This window comes from Zhongshania marina (genome assembly GCF_002915595.1).
GTDB classification, from domain to species: domain Bacteria; phylum Pseudomonadota; class Gammaproteobacteria; order Pseudomonadales; family Spongiibacteraceae; genus Spongiibacter; species Spongiibacter marinus_B.
The window spans coordinates 25,388-43,362 of sequence record NZ_PQGG01000031.1; the positions used below are offsets into that span (position 1 = coordinate 25,388).

15 protein-coding genes are annotated in these 17,975 nt (G+C 50.2%); 3 read left to right on the forward strand and 12 right to left on the reverse strand.

Features of this window, described 5'->3' with window-relative positions; genetic code table 11:
• Positions 1 to 2 precede the first annotated feature (2 nt).
• From C0068_RS13170 to C0068_RS13180, 3 genes are all read left to right on the forward strand, one after another.
• The gene (locus tag C0068_RS13170) at positions 3 to 1,676 is read left to right on the forward strand and encodes a bifunctional protein tyrosine phosphatase family protein/NAD(P)/FAD-dependent oxidoreductase (RefSeq protein WP_103684940.1); all 1,674 of its coding nucleotides are present in this window, start codon (positions 3 to 5) and stop codon (positions 1,674 to 1,676) included.
• An 11-nt stretch (positions 1,677 to 1,687) separates the two neighbouring features.
• Positions 1,688 to 3,448 (forward strand): SulP family inorganic anion transporter, encoded by a 1,761-nt coding sequence (locus C0068_RS13175; RefSeq protein ID WP_103684941.1) that lies wholly within the window; start codon positions 1,688 to 1,690, stop codon positions 3,446 to 3,448.
• A 112-nt stretch (positions 3,449 to 3,560) separates the two neighbouring features.
• On the forward strand, positions 3,561 to 4,649 hold the full coding sequence (locus C0068_RS13180; protein ID WP_103684942.1) for a CNNM domain-containing protein: 1,089 nt from the start codon (positions 3,561 to 3,563) through the stop codon (positions 4,647 to 4,649).
• Here C0068_RS13180 and C0068_RS13185 read toward each other — a convergent pair.
• The 12 genes from C0068_RS13185 to C0068_RS13240 all read right to left on the reverse strand — a co-directional run bounded on the left by C0068_RS13185 (position 4,646) and on the right by C0068_RS13240 (position 17,876).
• Positions 4,646 to 5,227 carry a hypothetical protein gene (locus C0068_RS13185; protein WP_103684943.1) on the reverse strand — a complete coding sequence of 194 codons (582 nt, stop codon included), beginning with the start codon at positions 5,225 to 5,227 and terminating at the stop codon, positions 4,646 to 4,648. The two genes, C0068_RS13180 and C0068_RS13185, sit on opposite strands and share 4 nt — an antisense overlap.
• Positions 5,228 to 5,287: 60 nt before the next feature.
• Positions 5,288 to 8,647: a UvrD-helicase domain-containing protein gene (locus C0068_RS13190; RefSeq protein ID WP_103684944.1), complete on the reverse strand. Its 3,360-nt coding sequence runs from the start codon at positions 8,645 to 8,647 to the stop codon at positions 5,288 to 5,290.
• On the reverse strand, positions 8,644 to 11,313 hold the full coding sequence (locus tag C0068_RS13195) for a PD-(D/E)XK nuclease family protein (RefSeq protein WP_233208828.1): 2,670 nt from the start codon (positions 11,311 to 11,313) through the stop codon (positions 8,644 to 8,646). Before C0068_RS13195 ends, C0068_RS13190 begins: the two co-directional genes overlap by 4 nt.
• Before the next feature lie 33 nt (positions 11,314 to 11,346).
• Positions 11,347 to 11,601: a DUF2164 domain-containing protein gene (locus C0068_RS13200; protein WP_103684946.1), complete on the reverse strand. Its 255-nt coding sequence runs from the start codon at positions 11,599 to 11,601 to the stop codon at positions 11,347 to 11,349.
• 17 nt (positions 11,602 to 11,618) lie between these two features.
• Entirely contained in the window at positions 11,619 to 12,857 is a 1,239-nt protein-coding gene (locus C0068_RS13205) for a TIGR03862 family flavoprotein (RefSeq protein WP_103684947.1), read from the reverse strand.
• A gap of 80 nt (positions 12,858 to 12,937) precedes the next feature.
• Positions 12,938 to 13,783 carry a MipA/OmpV family protein gene (locus tag C0068_RS13210; RefSeq protein WP_103684948.1) on the reverse strand — a complete coding sequence of 282 codons (846 nt, stop codon included), beginning with the start codon at positions 13,781 to 13,783 and terminating at the stop codon, positions 12,938 to 12,940.
• A gap of 184 nt (positions 13,784 to 13,967) precedes the next feature.
• Entirely contained in the window at positions 13,968 to 14,366 is a 399-nt protein-coding gene (locus tag C0068_RS13215) for a GFA family protein (protein ID WP_103684949.1), read from the reverse strand.
• Between the two features lie 144 nt (positions 14,367 to 14,510).
• The gene (locus C0068_RS13220; protein ID WP_103684950.1) at positions 14,511 to 14,915 is read right to left on the reverse strand and encodes a GFA family protein; all 405 of its coding nucleotides are present in this window, start codon (positions 14,913 to 14,915) and stop codon (positions 14,511 to 14,513) included.
• A gap of 204 nt (positions 14,916 to 15,119) precedes the next feature.
• Positions 15,120 to 15,551 (reverse strand): acyl-CoA thioesterase, encoded by a 432-nt coding sequence (locus C0068_RS13225; protein WP_103684951.1) that lies wholly within the window; start codon positions 15,549 to 15,551, stop codon positions 15,120 to 15,122.
• A 112-nt stretch (positions 15,552 to 15,663) separates the two neighbouring features.
• Positions 15,664 to 17,070, reverse strand: coding sequence for a PepSY domain-containing protein (locus C0068_RS13230; RefSeq protein WP_103684952.1), 1,407 nt, complete (start codon positions 17,068 to 17,070; stop codon positions 15,664 to 15,666).
• Positions 17,071 to 17,239: 169 nt separating this feature from the next.
• Positions 17,240 to 17,458 carry a hypothetical protein gene (locus tag C0068_RS13235; RefSeq protein ID WP_103684953.1) on the reverse strand — a complete coding sequence of 73 codons (219 nt, stop codon included), beginning with the start codon at positions 17,456 to 17,458 and terminating at the stop codon, positions 17,240 to 17,242.
• Position 17,459: 1 nt separating this feature from the next.
• A complete protein-coding gene (locus C0068_RS13240; RefSeq protein ID WP_103684954.1) occupies positions 17,460 to 17,876 on the reverse strand; it encodes a GFA family protein in 417 nt (138 codons plus the stop codon).
• Positions 17,877 to 17,975: the final 99 nt, after the last annotated feature.

The window sequence follows — 17,975 nt, forward strand, 5'->3', positions numbered from 1 at the left end:
AAATGACGATCAACATTAAAGAATTGCATACCAACTTAAGTGTTTCACAACAATTACAAGCTAGCGATATTGGTGAGCTAGCAAGCCGCGGCGTGCGCACTCTTATTTGCAACCGCCCCGACGGTGAGGGCGTAGACCAGCCGCTTTTTTCTGAAATTGAAAAAGCCGCCACTGAGCACGGAATAAAATGTCATTACCTCCCTGTTACCACTGGGAAAGTCGGCGACGACGAAGCCGCTGATTTTGGCAAATTATTACTAGCGAGTGACGGACCTGTGCACGCTTACTGTCGCAGCGGTATGCGCTCCACCACCCTGTGGGCGCTAAGCCAAGCCAAGCAATTGCCACTGGTCGATATTGTTGCCACCGCCAAAGCCGCAGGTTACGACATGAGCGGAGTGGCTGCGCGCATTGCCGGCGAGCGCGGCGAACTTAAATCCTTAAAAACATACGATGTGGTTATCGTTGGCGGCGGCGCAGCGGGCATTGCAACCGCCGCCAGCCTGCTAGCCAGAGATAAGACACTATCCATTGCAATCATTGATCCCGCCGACAAACACTATTACCAACCCGGCTGGACCTTAGTTGGCGCAGGTGTTTTTACGCCGGAACAAACAAAACGCGACATGGCCTCGCTCATTCCCAAAGGTGCCGATTGGATCAAAGCCGCCGTTGCCGCCTTTGACCCCGACAGCAACACCGTTACCCTCGAAGGCTGCCGGCTTATTAAATACACACGCCTAGTAGTCGCCGCTGGAATAAAACTCAACTGGGACGGAATTGAAGGGCTTAGCGAAACCATTGGCCGCAACGGTGTCACTTCTAACTACCGCTATGATCTTGCGCCTTACACCTGGGAATTGGTTCGCAATTTAAAACGTGGCCGCGCCTTGTTTACCCAACCTCCCATGCCGATTAAATGCGCCGGAGCGCCGCAAAAGGCCATGTATCTATCCGGCGATCACTGGTATAAAAACCAAGATATTAACAATATTAATATTGAATTTTACAATGCCGGTGCAGTGCTGTTTGGCGTGGCCGACTACGTACCTGCATTAATGGAATATGTAAAAAAATACAAAGCAGAATTAAAATTAAATCACAAATTAGTACGTATCGACGGCGACAAAAAAACCGCCTATTTCGAAACCGCCAACGCTGACGGGGGCACCGACATTGTGAGCCGCGAATTCGATATGATTCACGTCTGCCCACCGCAAACCGCACCTGATTTTATTCGCAGCAGCCCACTTGTCGACGACGCTGGCTGGGTAGACGTAGACCAGTACACACTGCGCCACAAGCGCTTCAACAATATTTGGTCTCTCGGTGATGTCTGCAATGCACCCAATGCAAAAACCGCAGCAGCGGCGCGGGTACAAGCTCCCATCGTGGCCGCAAATATCATTGCCGACCGGCAAGGCACGCACAAAATTGCTCACTACAATGGTTACGGCTCCTGCCCTCTTACCGTAGAGCGCGGCAAAATTGTACTCGCAGAATTTGGCTATGGCGGAAAACTCTTACCTAGCATGCCCAAATGGATAATTAACGGTACCAAGCCCACCCGAGCTGCGTGGTTTTTAAAAGAAAAATTACTACCTCCCATATACTGGCAAGGTATGCTCAAGGGCAAAGAATGGTTGGTTAAACCCGTCATGGACGATGATGCCTAGGATATAAAATCTTGAAAATAGCAGCGATTAAACAATACTTCCCCATCTTAAGCTGGGCCGCCAACTATCAGCGCGACACGTTTATAAGCGACCTCTTGGCGGCGGTGATTGTCACCATCATGCTGATTCCGCAGTCCCTCGCCTACGCCTTGTTAGCGGGCTTACCGCCGGAAATGGGTTTGTATGCAAGCATGCTACCGCTAGTGGCTTACGCTATTTTCGGCACCAGCCGTACCCTGTCTGTAGGGCCTGTTGCCGTTGCCTCCCTTATGACGGCATCAGCCATCGGCCATATCGCAGCACCGGGCAGTGTCAGCTACATAGAAGCCGCGCTGCTATTAGCCTTGCTTTCCGGTATGTTTCTGCTGGGAATGGGCATTTTGCGGATGGGCTTTTTAGCCAATTTTTTATCTCACCCCGTTATTGCCGGCTTTATCACCGCGTCGGGAATTATTATCGCCATCAGCCAGCTAAAGCATATATTAGGCATCAGCGCCTCCGGCGAAAATTTATACCACTTATTACAATCTTTAATTTCAGAAATTAAAAATACAAATTTACACACACTAGCCGTCGGACTACCCGTACTCGCGTTTTTATTTTGGGTCAGGAGTGGTTTAAAACCTCTCTTAATGCGCGCCGGTCTTAGCGATAAGGCGGCAGGAATGTTGTCAAAAACTGGCCCAGTAATGGGTATTATTGCTACCAGTCTTGCCGCTTACAGCTTTGATCTAGGTCAGTACGGCGTCAAGCTAGTCGGTGACATTCCAAGCGGTCTACCCAGCTTACAAATCCCAAGATTAGATCACAGTGCCTGGCGCGAACTACTCGTCTCGGCAATATTTATTTCTGTTATTGGCTTTGTTGAATCCGTTTCGGTGGGCCACACCCTAGCCGCTAAACGGCGTCAAAAAATTACTCCGAACCAAGAGCTTATTGGTTTGGGCGCCGCCAATGTGGCTGCCGCATTTTCCGGCGGCTACCCTGTTACCGGCGGTTTTGCGCGCTCTGTCGTCAACTTTGATGCCGGCGCGGTAACCCCCGCCGCAGGCATATTCACTGCCGTTGGCATTGGATTGGCCGCACTATTTTTTACGCCATACCTCGCCTATTTGCCCAAGGCAACACTGGCAGCAACAATCATTGTCGCAGTGTTATCGCTAGTAGATTTTTCAATTTTGAAAAAGAGCTGGGGCTATGCCCGCAGCGATTTTATTGCTGTTGCTACCACCTTATTAGTCACTCTACTTGCTGGCGTAGAAAGTGGCGTAGCCTGCGGCGTATTCGCCTCACTTGCCTTGCATTTATATAAAACCTCTACACCACATATGGCCGTAGTTGGCGAGGTTCCCGGCACTGAACACTACCGCAACGTAAACCGTCACAAGGTGATAACCCATAGCGAGATTCTTTCTTTACGCGTGGATGAAAGTTTATATTTCGCCAACGCCGGATTTATTGAAGATAAAATTTACGAACTCTTAGAAAAAAGCCCAACAGTACGCCACGTTATTTTAATGTGTACAGCGGTAAATGAGATTGATCTCAGTGCACTAGACGCACTGGAATCTATCAATCATCGCTTAAATGACAGTGGTATTAAGCTGCATTTATCAGAAGTAAAAGGGCCGGTGACGGATGTACTTTTAAAAACAGATTTTATTAAACATTTAAGCGGCGAAATATTTTTAAGTCACCATCTAGGTGTTCAGAAAATTCTCGCTTTAACGGCAACGCCAGAGGAGGGCAGCGCAGCCAACTGGAATATATAGAAAGTGCTCCCTTTGACTCACGCCTTGCATGAAAGCATTTTCACCCGACTTTGCTTGACTTTATCCGCTGGCAATGCGGCAATCTGCCATACACTTTTATGCTGATTCCGCCATGATCCTACTGTTCATTTATGTTGCCATCGCCCTAGGCGTTTCTTTTTTATGCTCCGTATTAGAAGCTGTATTACTTAGTGTTACGCCTTCTTATATCGCCGCGGAGGAGGAGCGCGGGCATCGCAATGGCCGCTTGTGGCGCAGGTATAAAACAGATGTAGACAGACCACTGGCAGCCATCCTCAGCTTAAACACCATCGCCCATACCGTAGGGGCGGCTGGGGCAGGGGCACAGGCCACTGCTCTGTTTGGCGAAGCCTATTTTGGACTAATTTCTGCGGTACTCACCTTATTAATTTTATTTGTTTCTGAAATTATTCCCAAAACCCTAGGCGCCTTATTCTGGCGTCAATTGGCGCCACCTTGCGCCATAATTTTACGCTTTATCATGTGGTCGATGACGCCACTGGTCGCAATGGCTCAGGTGGTAACCCGCTTGCTATCCCGTGGCGCGGGCTCCCACTCAATTAGCCGGGAGGAATTTGTCGCCCTAGCTGAAGTTGCCGTAAGCGAAGGAATTTTAGATCAAGAAGAATCCAGCGCTGTCGCCAGTCTTATTCGATTTAGATCACTACAGGCCCGCGACGTCATGACTCCGCGACTGGTTATTTTTAGCGTGCCGGAAAGTGCCAGTGTGAAAGAGGTAGTGGAGGGCAACGAAGCCATTCTATTCTCGAGAATCCCCGTCTACGCCGATGACCCAGACAATATCACCGGCTTTATCCGCAAGGACGAACTTATGCTCGCGATGGCCCGCAGCCCAGACTCACCATTAAGCAGTTTACGCCGTGAGCTGTTCGTAGTTCCCGAATCACTACCAACCCCCGAACTGCTAAAAAAGCTAACGGAAATGCGCCTTCAAATTGCCCTCGTCGTTAACGAATACGGCAGCGTAATGGGTTTGGTAACAATGGAAGATTTGGTAGAAACCATGCTGGGCATGGAGATTGTCGACGAGACCGATACCGCCGTAGATATGCAAGTATTGGCCCGCGAACTATGGGCGAAGAGGGCGCGTCGACTCGGTGTCTTCGACGACGAAAAAATCAGCGCCGCCACCTCGTGGCAGGCGCCGAAAACGGATTAATAACTAAAGGTGATGGGTTCAACTTCTTGGCTATTTACCGTTACCGGCAAACGGAAGTCATTAGGCATTTTTTTAACCGTGTATTGCTGGCCCCTCACTTTGTGCATATAGCTAAAGTACTCACCATCTAAACCGTCAATTTTGTAGGCGTCGTAATGCTCCGCCACCGTAGGGTCGGCGGGCTTCATGCCTTCAACCGTCACCCAGCCGCGAAATATGCGGAAATAGATATCGCCAGACACTCCCCAAAAACCAACCTCAGACTGCGAGCGAGCGCTGCCATCGGCGGCGACAAAGCGAAAATCGACACGGTAAGTTCCATCAGCCGAGCGCTCGGTAAGCCATTCTTTTTGGCCGCCGTCTTTTAATCTACGAATGCCATACCACTTACCCAGTAGCATTTCTCGAGCTGCGCTGCTGGCCAGCGTCTGAACGTCATCAGACTCTTCAATTTGCAGGTTCTCTTCTACCTGTGTGGTATCTAGCAGGTTTACCGGCGCAATTGGCTTACTCGTTTTTAGCTGTGAGCACGCCGCCAATAAGGTTGATAACAATAAAAAACCAAGCTGCTTTTTCATGCAAAAAATCGTTCCTAATTAGCCCACTGGGCCATCTACTCTCTATTTGGTGTCACGGCTTTAGGTATCGTCCAATACCAACAGGTGTTGGTGGGCCGGAAAATACAATGCCGTTGTGATCGCGCATTCTACCCCAGTTGCGTGTAAAGCTTGCTGATAAATTCGCATTTTTGTGCGATATCTTTCCGCCTGCTCCTCATAAAAGCGCTGCACATTTCCTTTAGCCCTTGCGGTCTTATAATCCACGATCCAACAGCGATCTTCGTCGATAAATACACGATCTAGTATCAATGTTTGCCACTGCCCGCCTATCATTCGACGGATTGTTTGCTCACTGGCCTGCCATTGATAGCTGGCCAATATCCACTGCCCCTTGTCGCAGGACAGGGTATTACTAACCAAGTCCATCACTCGGGCCACGCTGTTATCTAAATCTGGCTCCGGATGACAGTGATGGCGCAAACGCTGGGTAACGCCGCGCCGGAGCCTGTCGGTATCCAGCAACCACTGCTCGCGGTCATTGCGGCGCCCCAAACGCTCCATCAGCTCGTGGAATACAATACCCACCGCACGATCTTCAATATTGTCTTCCAGCACCGCATTTTCGGTTTGACGCTGCGCCCGCTGCAACGGTGATTCCGGCGGTAGCGGCGGCTGCCAAACCGGCTCGCACGCGATTTTTAACTCCCGTAGACGGGGCGCCATCGGCACCCGCAGCGGTGGCACAGCATCGTCGGTTTCAATAATGTCACAGCGCTCAAATGCGTCGCCAACACTGGCCCACAGGCGATGCAAAATACTGCCAGACGTTGGCGCAACATCGCCTTTACTATTCATTTGCGCCACGCCAAACACATGCAAAGTACGCTTGGCGCGGGTCAGGGCAACGTATATGAGCCGGTCTATTTCTTCATCCAGTGCGCGGGCCTGTGCATCACTCATATAGCGATACAGTTTTTCAGCCGCCGGATCACCCGCCGAACTCTGCGGTTTAGGAGCAAAAATCATATGGCCGCGCAGACGCTGCCACGCCAATAGATCGCGGTCAGCATTGCGGCCAGCCGCCCCCGTGCTTGGCAAAATCACCACATCAAACTCCAATCCCTTGGACTTATGAATGGTCATTAACTCGATATTGCTACTGGGGGGCGTAGCGTATAACCGCTCTAAAGCGCGCTCTAATACTCCAATATCTTCAAGCAAACCCGCTGGCGCATACTGGTCTAGCAAGCCTAAAACTCGATCGATATCTCCCTGTTGATGGGGTTCAATACAGGCCGGCCCACCGAGTAAATGCCAGGCGCTGCGCAGCGCCCAACGCAAATCGCGACTTTGCGGGCAGCTCTCTATCCAAACCACGGCATCTCGAAGGTGAGTTAGCGCTCGCTGACCATCTTGGCTAAGGCCAGCGCATATAGTGGCATCCATAATCGCATCACGGAGCAGACCACCGGCTTCGCGCAGCAATAGCAAATCGTCCCAACTCAAGCCAACGAATGGCGCGCGCACCAGTCGCGCCCAGGCCACATTATCAGCCTCATGCCACAGGGCTCTGAGCAAACCCATAAAATCCATCACCGCGGGCGTGGTGTTAAGGCTATCAATATCTTGACCAGAAAATGTCAGCTTCGCCGCCTTCAATGCCGGCACAATATGTTTTAGATGACCACGGTTGCGAACCAGTATTGCCACCGACGACGTTTTACCTGTCTCAACATCTTGGGCTTGTACTTGCTGAATCAACTCCACAATCTGCTGAGCTTCCGTTTGACCGGCGCCGAGCTTGGCATCTACCTGCTGGCCCAAAACCTGGGGGTGAATACACACTTCGCCAGCGTTATTGCGCTGGGGTAGGGCCGCTTCGTAGTAGCGGCCACGATCCGTAAAGAGGATCTTGAAGCAGTCATTTACCCAATTCACTAAATCCGGCGAGGACCGAAAGTTGGCCTTCAACTGCAGAGGTTTTAAGATTTTGCCCGCGAAGCTACCGCGCTGCTGCAGCTCGTCAAATAAGCTGACCAAACTGCCGCGAAACGCATAAATCGACTGTTGCAAATCACCGCAGAAAAACACACTGCGACCGTCGTCTTCTTCCCAGCCTTGGCACAAAGCCTCTAGCAAATCTATTTGGCTCACCGAGGTGTCTTGCATTTCGTCGACCAAAATATGGCGAACGCGATCCTCAAGTAATAAGGCATCGCCAACTTCTTCACCATGCTCGGCGCTTAAGGCTGTAATGGCGCGCTGTGCGATCTCGCCAAAATCCACCCCACCTTTGTGCTCAAAGCTCAGGCGCAAATGCGCTAATAAATAGGCGAGGGCGATACGAAAATGCCCAACCAATTCTCGGCTGCTCTCGGGAAAATACGGCGGCGGCAAACTGGCAATACATGCAAAATTCTGCGACGCCTCCTCATAAAAGCCGTCATCTTCTAGCCCTTTGAGCCAAGCCTTGGCTTCGGCGGTGCCAGCCTGACCCGCTTTTAATCCTGCATAATTCAGTGAGCGCGGCTTATATAATTCACCTTTGCCACTAAGCATGCTGGACGCCAAGGTTTGAACCAGCTCAAACTCTGCAATACCTAGTTCATTGCTGCTACGCAAATCCGCTGCCCAGGCATGGGCCTCGTTTTCAGCGGACGATGCGATAAACGCGTTAATAAGCTGATCAATATTTAAATCCTGCAGGGCTGCCCATGCCGGCTCAAACTGCGCCGCTACCTCCTCTGCCAGCGCCGCCTCCATAACATCGAGATCGCCGCTAATAACATCACGCAACCATTGGTCGCGCTTAGATAATAATGCCGACAAAAGTGGCAGCAGCGTTTCGATGCGATTACTGCCATAGGCAAGCAAACTTTGCAGAGCGAGTGCGAGGGCAGGGGGGCAATTTTTATCATCTAACTGTCTAAATAAGCTGAGAATTGCCTCCCGATAAAGTGCCTCAGCATCTGTGAGCGGAACCGCAGCGCCAAGCCCAGATAGCAGCGGCAAACGGCGTACCAAACTCCCACAAAAACTGTCAAAGGTAGTAATGCGCAAACGCGCACTGTTCTTTAATAAATGCCAATGATTGGCCGCGTCTTTTTCTAGTACTTTAAAAACCGCTTCGCGAATATCGTGCTCAAAACCGCTCTCGACACTCGCCAGCTGCTCGCCATTTGCCAAACACGCCAAGGCCTTTGCACCGTCTTGCAGTGCCGATACCACCCGCTCTTTAATTTCGCCGGCGGCTTTATTGGTAAAGGTGATCGCGACTACCGTTTCGGGCTGATCCACGGTGAGCAAACAGTGCAAATAGCGCAGCAATAACACCCCAGTTTTACCCGAACCTGCTGGCGCCCGCACCAATACCGAATTGCGAGGGTCTACCGCCTGTTCGCGCTGATCTTGATCTGGTGGACGAGGATACTGACTCATTGCGCATCCTCCTCAACACTTAAATCACGCAGCAGCGGCAAGAGAAACGCACTAAAACCTCGGCTGTGATTCTGACTGAAATCGTGCTCAATATTACCCGCCAATATTCCCGCCGCCATGTCTTGCAAGGTATTTGACCAGGCCTCTAATTCTGCCTGCCACTTTTCGGGATTATCGACGTCATTACCGTGGGGCTTTTTGGCAAGCACGCTATTTGCCCAATTACTGCGCATATGAATTTTTAAATCGTCGGGACTTTTAAGTTGCGCCAGCATCACACCGTCAAGCTGCTGCGCTTCATCTTTTTGCGCCAACACATAAATCGGAAGCTGGGGTTCCGTTAAATTGTCAACGCTAAGGGAGCGACCATCAATCGTTCCCGTTTTATAGTCTATTACTAGGCGTTTTTCGCCAATTTTATCGATGCGATCCATGCGAATTTTCAGCGGTATACCCATCAATTCACTTTCAACTAGCTGCTCGGTCGCCACTACCTCAAAGTCTTGTAAGCGCGCGCGCTCATTTTTTTCCATCCACGCGCAGACCAAGGTAATCACGCGCTCTTTTTCAATATTCAGTAGGGATTCCCCAAAGCGCGCCACACTAAGCTCTGGGTTTTCTAAGGCTCGCTCGCAGCTTTTGCGCACCACCGCCTCTAGCTGCAAAGCACTGCAGGCGTCGAGCGCCGCTTTGTTTTGCAGTGTTTCCCATACATACTGCATGGTGTCGTGAATCAAAATCCCTTGCACACGATGATCCAAACCTTCGGCAGCCACGGGAAATTCCCGTAAATTTAAGCGATATTTTAAAAACGCAAAAAAGGGACTGCTGGCATATTCTTTAAATAGTCCCGTGCCACCGCGAACCCCATTGCGCTGACCGGGATCCACCGGCCGCACCTCATCCACGCTCGGCATGCTAATTACACCCTGCGCCGCAAATCGCTCTGTTGGCACTGGCACATTTTCTTCAACATATTCTGCCAGCAAATTACACAAGCCCAGCGGACTACCTGTTTCATTCTCGCGGCAATAACTCACTCGCAGCTGCGGCGCTGACTGTAGCAAGCCCGACAGGAGTTTTTGATCGCGCTGTAAACACAGGCCCGGATCGCTCTCTGGATACTTTGCTTTTTGCTGTAGCTCCAGTGGTAGAAGAGCAGAGGGCTCAACCCGGCGGGGCAGAGCGCTGTCATCTAAGCCCATAATCCACACTGCATCAAATTGCAGTCCGATGGCGTCATCGTATTCCATTATTCGCACTGGACAGGCCCAGTTGCGGCTAACCGAAAAGCGCTTAGTGCTGAGTATGTGTTGCAACCAAGACAGCGCCGTGTCGTGACTAATGTCTCCGAGCTGTCGATCTAAGGCGCGGAATACATCCATGGCCTGACTAAAACCACGGCGACATTGCTGTACAATTTCATCGTCATCACTGGCATTTGGCCAGGCTGAGCTTAAAAGCAGTTGATCAAAAAATCGCACCCACGATGAGGGCAGCTGCGTGGCCGGAGCGGCATTTACCATAGCCTCTAATTCATGCAAAAAATCACTAACACTGGGGTCTTCTAACTCAATTTTTTTTGCCAGCGACAGGGCATTGCGCAAATTGGTTTCTGGGCCGAGACGATCCCGCCAGCGAAGATCTAGGTTTGCGCGAACACTCCGCGCTTCTGGCCACCCGCGCACAAAGCGTGACCGCAATATGCGGCTTAATTGTTCAAGCGGTAGCGGTCTGGTATTAAGCGAAATAATATCCCACGCCGCTTTAATTAGCGGATAAGACATAAGGGTTTCGCTAGCGTCAAACAACCACGGCTCACGCACTTCTTGATTTTGCGTCGGAAACAGATCATTAGGGTAAAACTGCCGCTGCAGCACATTATTTAACACTCCCCGATAGCGATTCATATCTGGTACCAGAATCGCGAATAAAGAATGTTCTAATGCGGTTCCTGCCTTGGTTTCAGCGCTAAATTTTTCGCTTAACCACCCGGCAACAGCCTCGCATTCCTGCTGAATTTGTGGCGCCGAACATAATATCGGCACAGCGTTACTCGGCCGATCTTCAGCCAGCGTTGATATAGCTATTTTATCGGCACAGCGCTCGATAAAGTTCTGCGCGGCGGGGCTGAGTTCCAAACCTTCGCTCAGCACCAACTGATCTGGTAGGTCTAAGGCTGACTGCTCCAGCAAATCGCACAACTGCGCCGGCAATTGCTGCGCACTCAGGGCCGACTGCGCATCCAGCTTTTCCTGCAAGGCTTGTCGCCAGTGATAAAAAGCTTGGTACTCTGTAGAGAAGCGGTAATAGTCTTGATCACTGCTGAGTTGATACTGGGCGTGCAGCTGAAAGGCATCTACAAACTGGCGGGTAATCGCCATGCTATTTAGGCAGTTGTCGGGAAAAAATTCGCTGTTCTCTATAATTTCGCGGGCCAAGGCCAGTAGCTGGATAGGGCGCAGCACTTGTTTAGCGGGGAAGGTGGCATCCCACAATTCCGCCAGCCATTGATCAACGGGCATTACCGTAACGGTTTCTATAAATGCTTGGTCATGGCTGCCGCGCAGGCGCGCGATGCGATCCCGACATTGTCGCGCGCTCGCATCGCTGGGCATAAGAATAATGCTGTGACCAGCAAAACTCAGCAGCTCTTTTAATTCCATTACGGCCACGCAGTATTCCTTTTAAAAATAAATTTATTTTACAAATTTAGTTGGCTTTTCAATTTCGTAAAGTGCATCGCCAATATCAACCAACTTGTCTTCTAACACCATCTTCGCATCATTTAGGCCGCGATTATAAAAATACGCACCAATCTCTTCAGAGAAAAAATCCGTCAAAAATTCAGCGTCAAACTTACCTAGATCCTGGTGCAATTCATCTTCGAAGTAGCGCTGAACCTTGGCGATAATAATGTCTTTTTCTTCCTTAGAAAATTCAATAATAGCCATCTCATCTCCGTCATATTTTAATTTGTTTTGCCCGCCAAGGCGGCCTTTGCCGCCCACACCGCTGTGGCGAAACAAGCGGTTAGCAAATAGCCGCCAGTTGGCGCCTCCCAATCCAACATTTCACCTACACAATAGCTATTCGGCATTTGCTTTAACATCAGCTTATCATCTACGGCGGTAAAACAAATTCCGCCATCGGTGCTAATTGCTTCGTCTATATCACGGGTGGCGCTAAAGGTTTGCGGCAGGTGTTTGATAAGGGCGGGCAGGGCGTCAATATCAGCCATTTGCTCTTTACTAGTTAGGGCTTTAAACAGCGCCAATTTGCTGCCGTTAAGACCACACTGCTTGCGCAGCACATTGACGAGGGAATCTTTAGGGCGGCGCTTTGCAAGCGCCTGCTGCAACTTCTCTATCGATTTGTCTGGGTCGAGATCCCAGTACATTGTGCAATGTCCATCTTGCTCAATGGCGTCGCGCATCGCTGCAGAAATGCCGTACACCGGCCCGCCTTCAATACCGTAACTTGCAATAACTGCATCGCCGCGCTGACGCCAGTCGATGCCTTTAGCGTCGCGTATCGACACCGCAATAGACTTTAGCGGCTCCCCGCTGTGCTGCGTTTTAATATCTGCCGGCCAGCTATATTCAAAACCGCAGTTGCTTGGCCGAAATGCCTGGCAGGGCACACCGCGATCTTTAAACCGCGCCAGCCAATGGCCGTCTGAACCCAGCGCCGACCAACTACCGCCACCCATCGCAAAAAAGCAATGTTCTGCTTTGATGGTCAGCTGTGACTCGGGGCCTTGGATGAGTAATTCGTCCCGATCATTCCAGCCCATCCAGCGATGGCGGCTGTGAATTCGCACGCCGTTTTCTCGAAGTCGACTCAACCAGCGCCGCAGTAGTGGTGCGGCCTTTTTTTCTAGCGGGAAAACCCGCCCCGAGCTACCGACAAAGGTCTCTACCCCTAAGCCTGCAACCCAGGCTCGGAGGTCGTTTGCAGTGAATGCGTCTAACGCGGGCCGAAGTATGCTTGCCTTATCACCGTAGCGGCCAATAAAGTCTTGCCAGTTTTCATTGTGGGTGAGGTTTAAACCGCCAATACCAGCCCGCAAAAATTTGCGGCCAACGGTGGGCATAGCGTCATATACGTCTACTATCATTCCCGCCTTGCTCAATTGCTCAGCCACCATCAGACCCGCAGGGCCACCGCCAATGACCACGGCGGCTAGGTGAGTAACTGAATCAGGCATGGGGACAACTCGGTAAATGACAGTGCAGAGATTGTACCGGATTCGCCTCGCTTTTGAGACTTACTCGCGCAATTGCGGAACTACAGCGCTACGTCATCTATGCGGGCAGGGCCGACGGTGGTTTTTGAGCGCCACAAAATTCGCGATATAGAAAAACCAATGTAGGCACCGCTATTCTTGCGAAACAACGGGCTGTCGTTGAACGCCGCATCGTGTAAATCGTAATACGAGACCGAGGCGGTAATTCGCCAGTTGCGATCCAGCCTTGCCGCCGCGTAGGCGCTCACACCTGCGCTATTGTATCCGCGCTCTGCTTGGTAGCTGGGCCGCGATGCAGTAGCAAACCGTGGCGCCACACCATAAAAATAATTGTGGTAGTCGCGGCTTCCGTAGCGCAATTGTAAGGAACTACCCAGCACATAGCGCTCGCCGTAATGCTGACGCCAGCGCAATTCTGGATTGAATAACCAACCCTCGTAGTCCAAAGACGGGAAATCATCTGCTGCCAATAGAGCACGTAAATTTAATCGCAATTGAATCTTTTGATCTGGCGTGTCAACAAATTTAAAGCGCAGAGATGGCCCTAACTCAAGACTCACATTGAGATCATCCATGCCCTCCCGCGCACGGTTATCTTCGCTATTCACCGGCAAACTGCCGCCCGCAGAGATATCGAGATCCCAGCGCCCGCTTTCAAACAACAGGCCACGCAGACCATCGCGACCCGCCTTTAAACGCTCACCACGATAAATAATATAAGGGAAGGGCAGCACATAAGTTTGATCTTGGTCTGCACTGGGATAATCCGGCAGGCTAAAGGCCGACAAACCTACACCGAGTTCCCATTTTGGCAAGCGCTGCTCGTCACTGGCATACACGCCAGTAGAAAGCGCAAGTAAAACCAATATTCGCAAAACAAGACTCATAAAATTCTCGGTGATTTCAATAAGGCGTTGTCGAACAAGCTTATAGCATATCGCTTAAAAAGCGACGCGGATTAGCGAAGAACAAAATACTCCTACGCGACATGCGCTAGCCTAGACCACTCAACTAGCACCGCGATTTTGAACTTGCATCGCCACTTTTAAATAACAGCGGCCAATTACCTGCCTAGCTATCAGGCGCAAACTGCTCAAATACCTGCTGCCCAGTTAGCTTGGTGGTTTGATTACTAAACTCATAGAAATCCGGCTTTTCATCAATGAATATTTCATTAGATAGCTGGAAATCTTGATCTTGGAACAAACCCGCCGGAAGAATATATTCATTATTAGGGAGCAAATGATAAAAAAGATGTGTGCCACAGTTTGAGCAAAAACCACGCTCCGCCCAGTCAGATGACTGATACCTAGTTGGCGCGTCACCGGTAAAGCTAACATCCGAGCCACAATGCACTGCGAACATTGGCCCACCTGACCAACGACGACACATCGAACAATGGCAAAGACCAAGATCCGTATTATCAGGCGTTTCTACTTCGATTTTTCCACACAAGCAGCTTCCCTTCATAGCGGGCTCCTTTCTAGATATTTGGGGTCAGTGTAAAAACTCATCCATTGGAACAAAAGAACATTAATGTATTGTGTACGTTAAAATATTGAGCGTCCTACAATCTGGAGTTTTTACACTGACCCCAAATATTAAATAGCCGCGTCACAGGCCATCAGGAAACCCACTGAACTGAGGAATTCCTGCATACGGCTCACACCAACTTGCTTTTGACTCTGTGTTTGCATGAGCTACTGGTTTAAAGCTAATTGGACTATCTACTGTCGAAAGCATGATAGCAAAAAACATATTCTTATCAGGAGCGTAGTTTATAAGCCTCGTACCACACTCAGAACAGAATGCTCGGAAGCCACCCGCGCCATTTTGGTGTTCTTTTAGAAAACCCTTCTCATCAAATAATTTGAACGTAGAATACTTTACGACAGCCACCGTCGCGTAGTCCGCACCATGCGCCTTTCTGCAAAACTTACAATGGCAGTTAAATATCTTTTCTGGAAGTATTTCTACTTCGTAACGGATATTACCGCACAAGCAACTACCATTGGCCATGTTTAAACTCCACCGGATTTATTAGACCGGATATTTGGGGTCAGTGTAAAAACTCACCCATTGGAACAAAAGAGCATTACCACATTGTGTACGTTAAATCTTGAACAAGCTACGATCTGGAGTTTTTACACTGACCCCAAATATTAATAAACTTTCTACCATATGCCAGTAAAACCGCAAACAAAAAAGCAAAGCACTAACGAATTACATTGCCGCTACTTTTTCTTTAAAGCCCGCCGGTACTGCGCAGACAGATTTTGTGTTGTAGTCAAAAAATAGCATGGTGTTACGGAGGCGGGCAGTCTCGATATTTTTGCTCAAATTAAATAATCGAAAGGCGAGCTCAAAGCTCTTGGCGGTGAAGTTGATGGCTGCTACGTCTATACGCAGCCTGTCGCCGTAGTCGGTTTCACTCAGGTATGAGATTTCTGAATGGGCCATTATTAATCCGGCTTCTTCAAAGGCAGTGGCGTGTTCGTAGCCAAGGGCAATAACAAAGCGCAGCTGCCCTTCAATTGCGATGGCGGGGATGCGATCTGCGGCTAGGTGGTTGGCCACATTTACGTCTGAATAGAGGACGGTGTATTCGGTACTAAATTGAAAGCGCTCGGGTAGGTCTATGGTTTTGCGGGACATGGGGACTCACTGCTTAATAGTCGACAAAGTAGGAATAGTAGAGGGCTTACTGTACTCATTTCTTGCTTGAAATGGCAGCGTTTAGGCGTGCAACAGCGAGCGAGAAGCCAGATCAGCGTCTGGCTCGGCGTATGAATAGAAACATTCCCAGAGAAAACGTGAGGGCAATACCGGCGGCAAAGCAGGCTGAAATGATGTCGCGCGGGGTGTGGCCAAGGCCGTCGATAAAATGCCATTTATGCAGAAAAGCAAAGCTAAATCCCTCGTAGCGGTCAGCGTCTCTCACGACTGTTGCCAGTGCGCCGCTGCGCGGTTCTACATATACGCTGAGGTGATCGGCGCGCTCATAATCGACCGCTATAACGGGTAGGCGCTTGTTTACAAAACCGTATTCATCATTAAAGGATTCTACGGTTCGCGTCGCTTTGATTGGCGCGTCTGTAGGCATATATTGCGCCGCCAAAGCTATTGCATGTAAGCGCTCACCATCATTTAAGACTTGACCATCTGTAGCATCGATATAATGTAGCTCACCCTCATACCACGTGCGGAAATACGCCTGACCGTCTATAGCCACCATATCTGCCTGAACAATATTTGCATTTACGGCCGACCAATTTACGGCTAATTGCTCTGCAGGAACGCTCTGGGTCGGCACCGCTACAGGCTGCAATACAAATTGCTTTTGCCATAAATGATATAGGCCGCTGCCGGTGAAGGTAACGGCGGTAATGGCGACGGTGACACCCAATAAGCGATGAACTTTTAAGGCAGAGCGGCCTTGTCGCCAACCCCGACCCGCGCGCCACTGCAGAAAGTATTGCAGCAAACCCGCCAGTGCTATGACACCACCTCCAACAAGGCAAATGCTCATTAACGTCAAACGCAGGCTGTCGTTTTTAATAAAAATCCATGAATGAAGGTTGCGGAAAAATACACTCGTTGCCGCCTTGGTGTTATTCACCACGGTGCCGAGGCGATCGCTGGCGGTGTCTACATAAACCCGCATGCCGTCTTCACGCTCAAAGGCGACTCGCCACACCGGCAGCAAGCGATTTACAAATACATAATCTTCATCGAATTCGGTTTGCAGGCTGATGGATTTTACTGCGCTGTGCTTGTCGCCCAAGTAGTGGCGCGCTAGAAATACCGCGTAATCACGCTCGGCATTGTCGACGACTGCGCCGCTATTCGCATTCAACCAGATAATGTCGGAGTCGGTTTGCAGGCGGTAATAGGCTTGATTTTGCCAAACTAAAAGGCGCACGGCGGTCAATGACTGTGTAAGGCCGGCACGTTTTGCAGCTTCGCTAACGCTGAGTAAGTCTGCCGTTGAAAACGCCTCTAGCTTGTAAAGGTATGCCTCAGCGGAGGGTTGTATGCGAGAAATAATTGGGTGGGCTAGGCCGCTCAAACCCCATGCAATAATGGCCAAGCCCACCACTGCACCAAGCCGAGGATGCCAGCGCAGCAACCAGCCTATAAGCGACGATGGACGGCGCGGGGAATTGCTAGACATAAGAGATGACCCATTAGTATGCGGCGAAAAAGCTGCTTTAAACTCGACTTGGCTGAGGAGCTAATCACATAGCTCTCCCGCGCAGCGCTGAGCAGGCGGCGTATTTTAGCAAAGTTTAAACACTGGGTAATGTGACATGATGTCGCAGCCGCCGCGCAGAAGCAGCGCATTACATTTGCGACTGTTTTTCTGCCGCTACGCGACGACGATACTCGTCATAGGATTCGCTGTATTCCGCCGTGCAGGCTTGCCGCTGGCTCGCGGGTAGCTTTTCGCATTCCTGTAAGCGGTTTTGATGACTCGCCTCGTAAAGTCGACGGTTACTACAGGCGCTAACACTAGCCAGCGCCAGCATAACGATGATACTTATTCGTATTCTTACGCCCATACTATGGCTGTTTGTCGAACTGCGGCACGTCATCAGGAATGTGAAACCACGCCTGCTTTTGGCTAACCCAAATATGCGCCTCTGGTTTGAGAATGCTCGTGTCGGTGAGATTGGCGGCCTTTAGCTTGATCACCTCGGGCTGATCTGGATTAAAGTGATAGATCCGATTTCCACATACTGGGCAGAACTTCGCGTAATTTTTATTGCCGCTTTCCGCTAAGCGCTCCCACTGCACCAACTCGCCCTCAAAGACGACGGTATCTGTAGCCACTAATGCAGTAAGGCTAAAGGCGCTGGTCGATAATTTTTGGCATTCTTTGCAATGACATGCCATTACCTTTAAGGGTGGCGACAATAACTGGTAGCTCACATTGCCACACTGACATGAACCCGAGATAGGGTATTGGATATCGGCCATACAAACTCCCAATGTTAATAAGGGATACTTAATTGAATGGCAAACATAGTAACGCCGAAAGCGACGGCTTTACAACAAGGCAATATGGGCGTGAAGTTA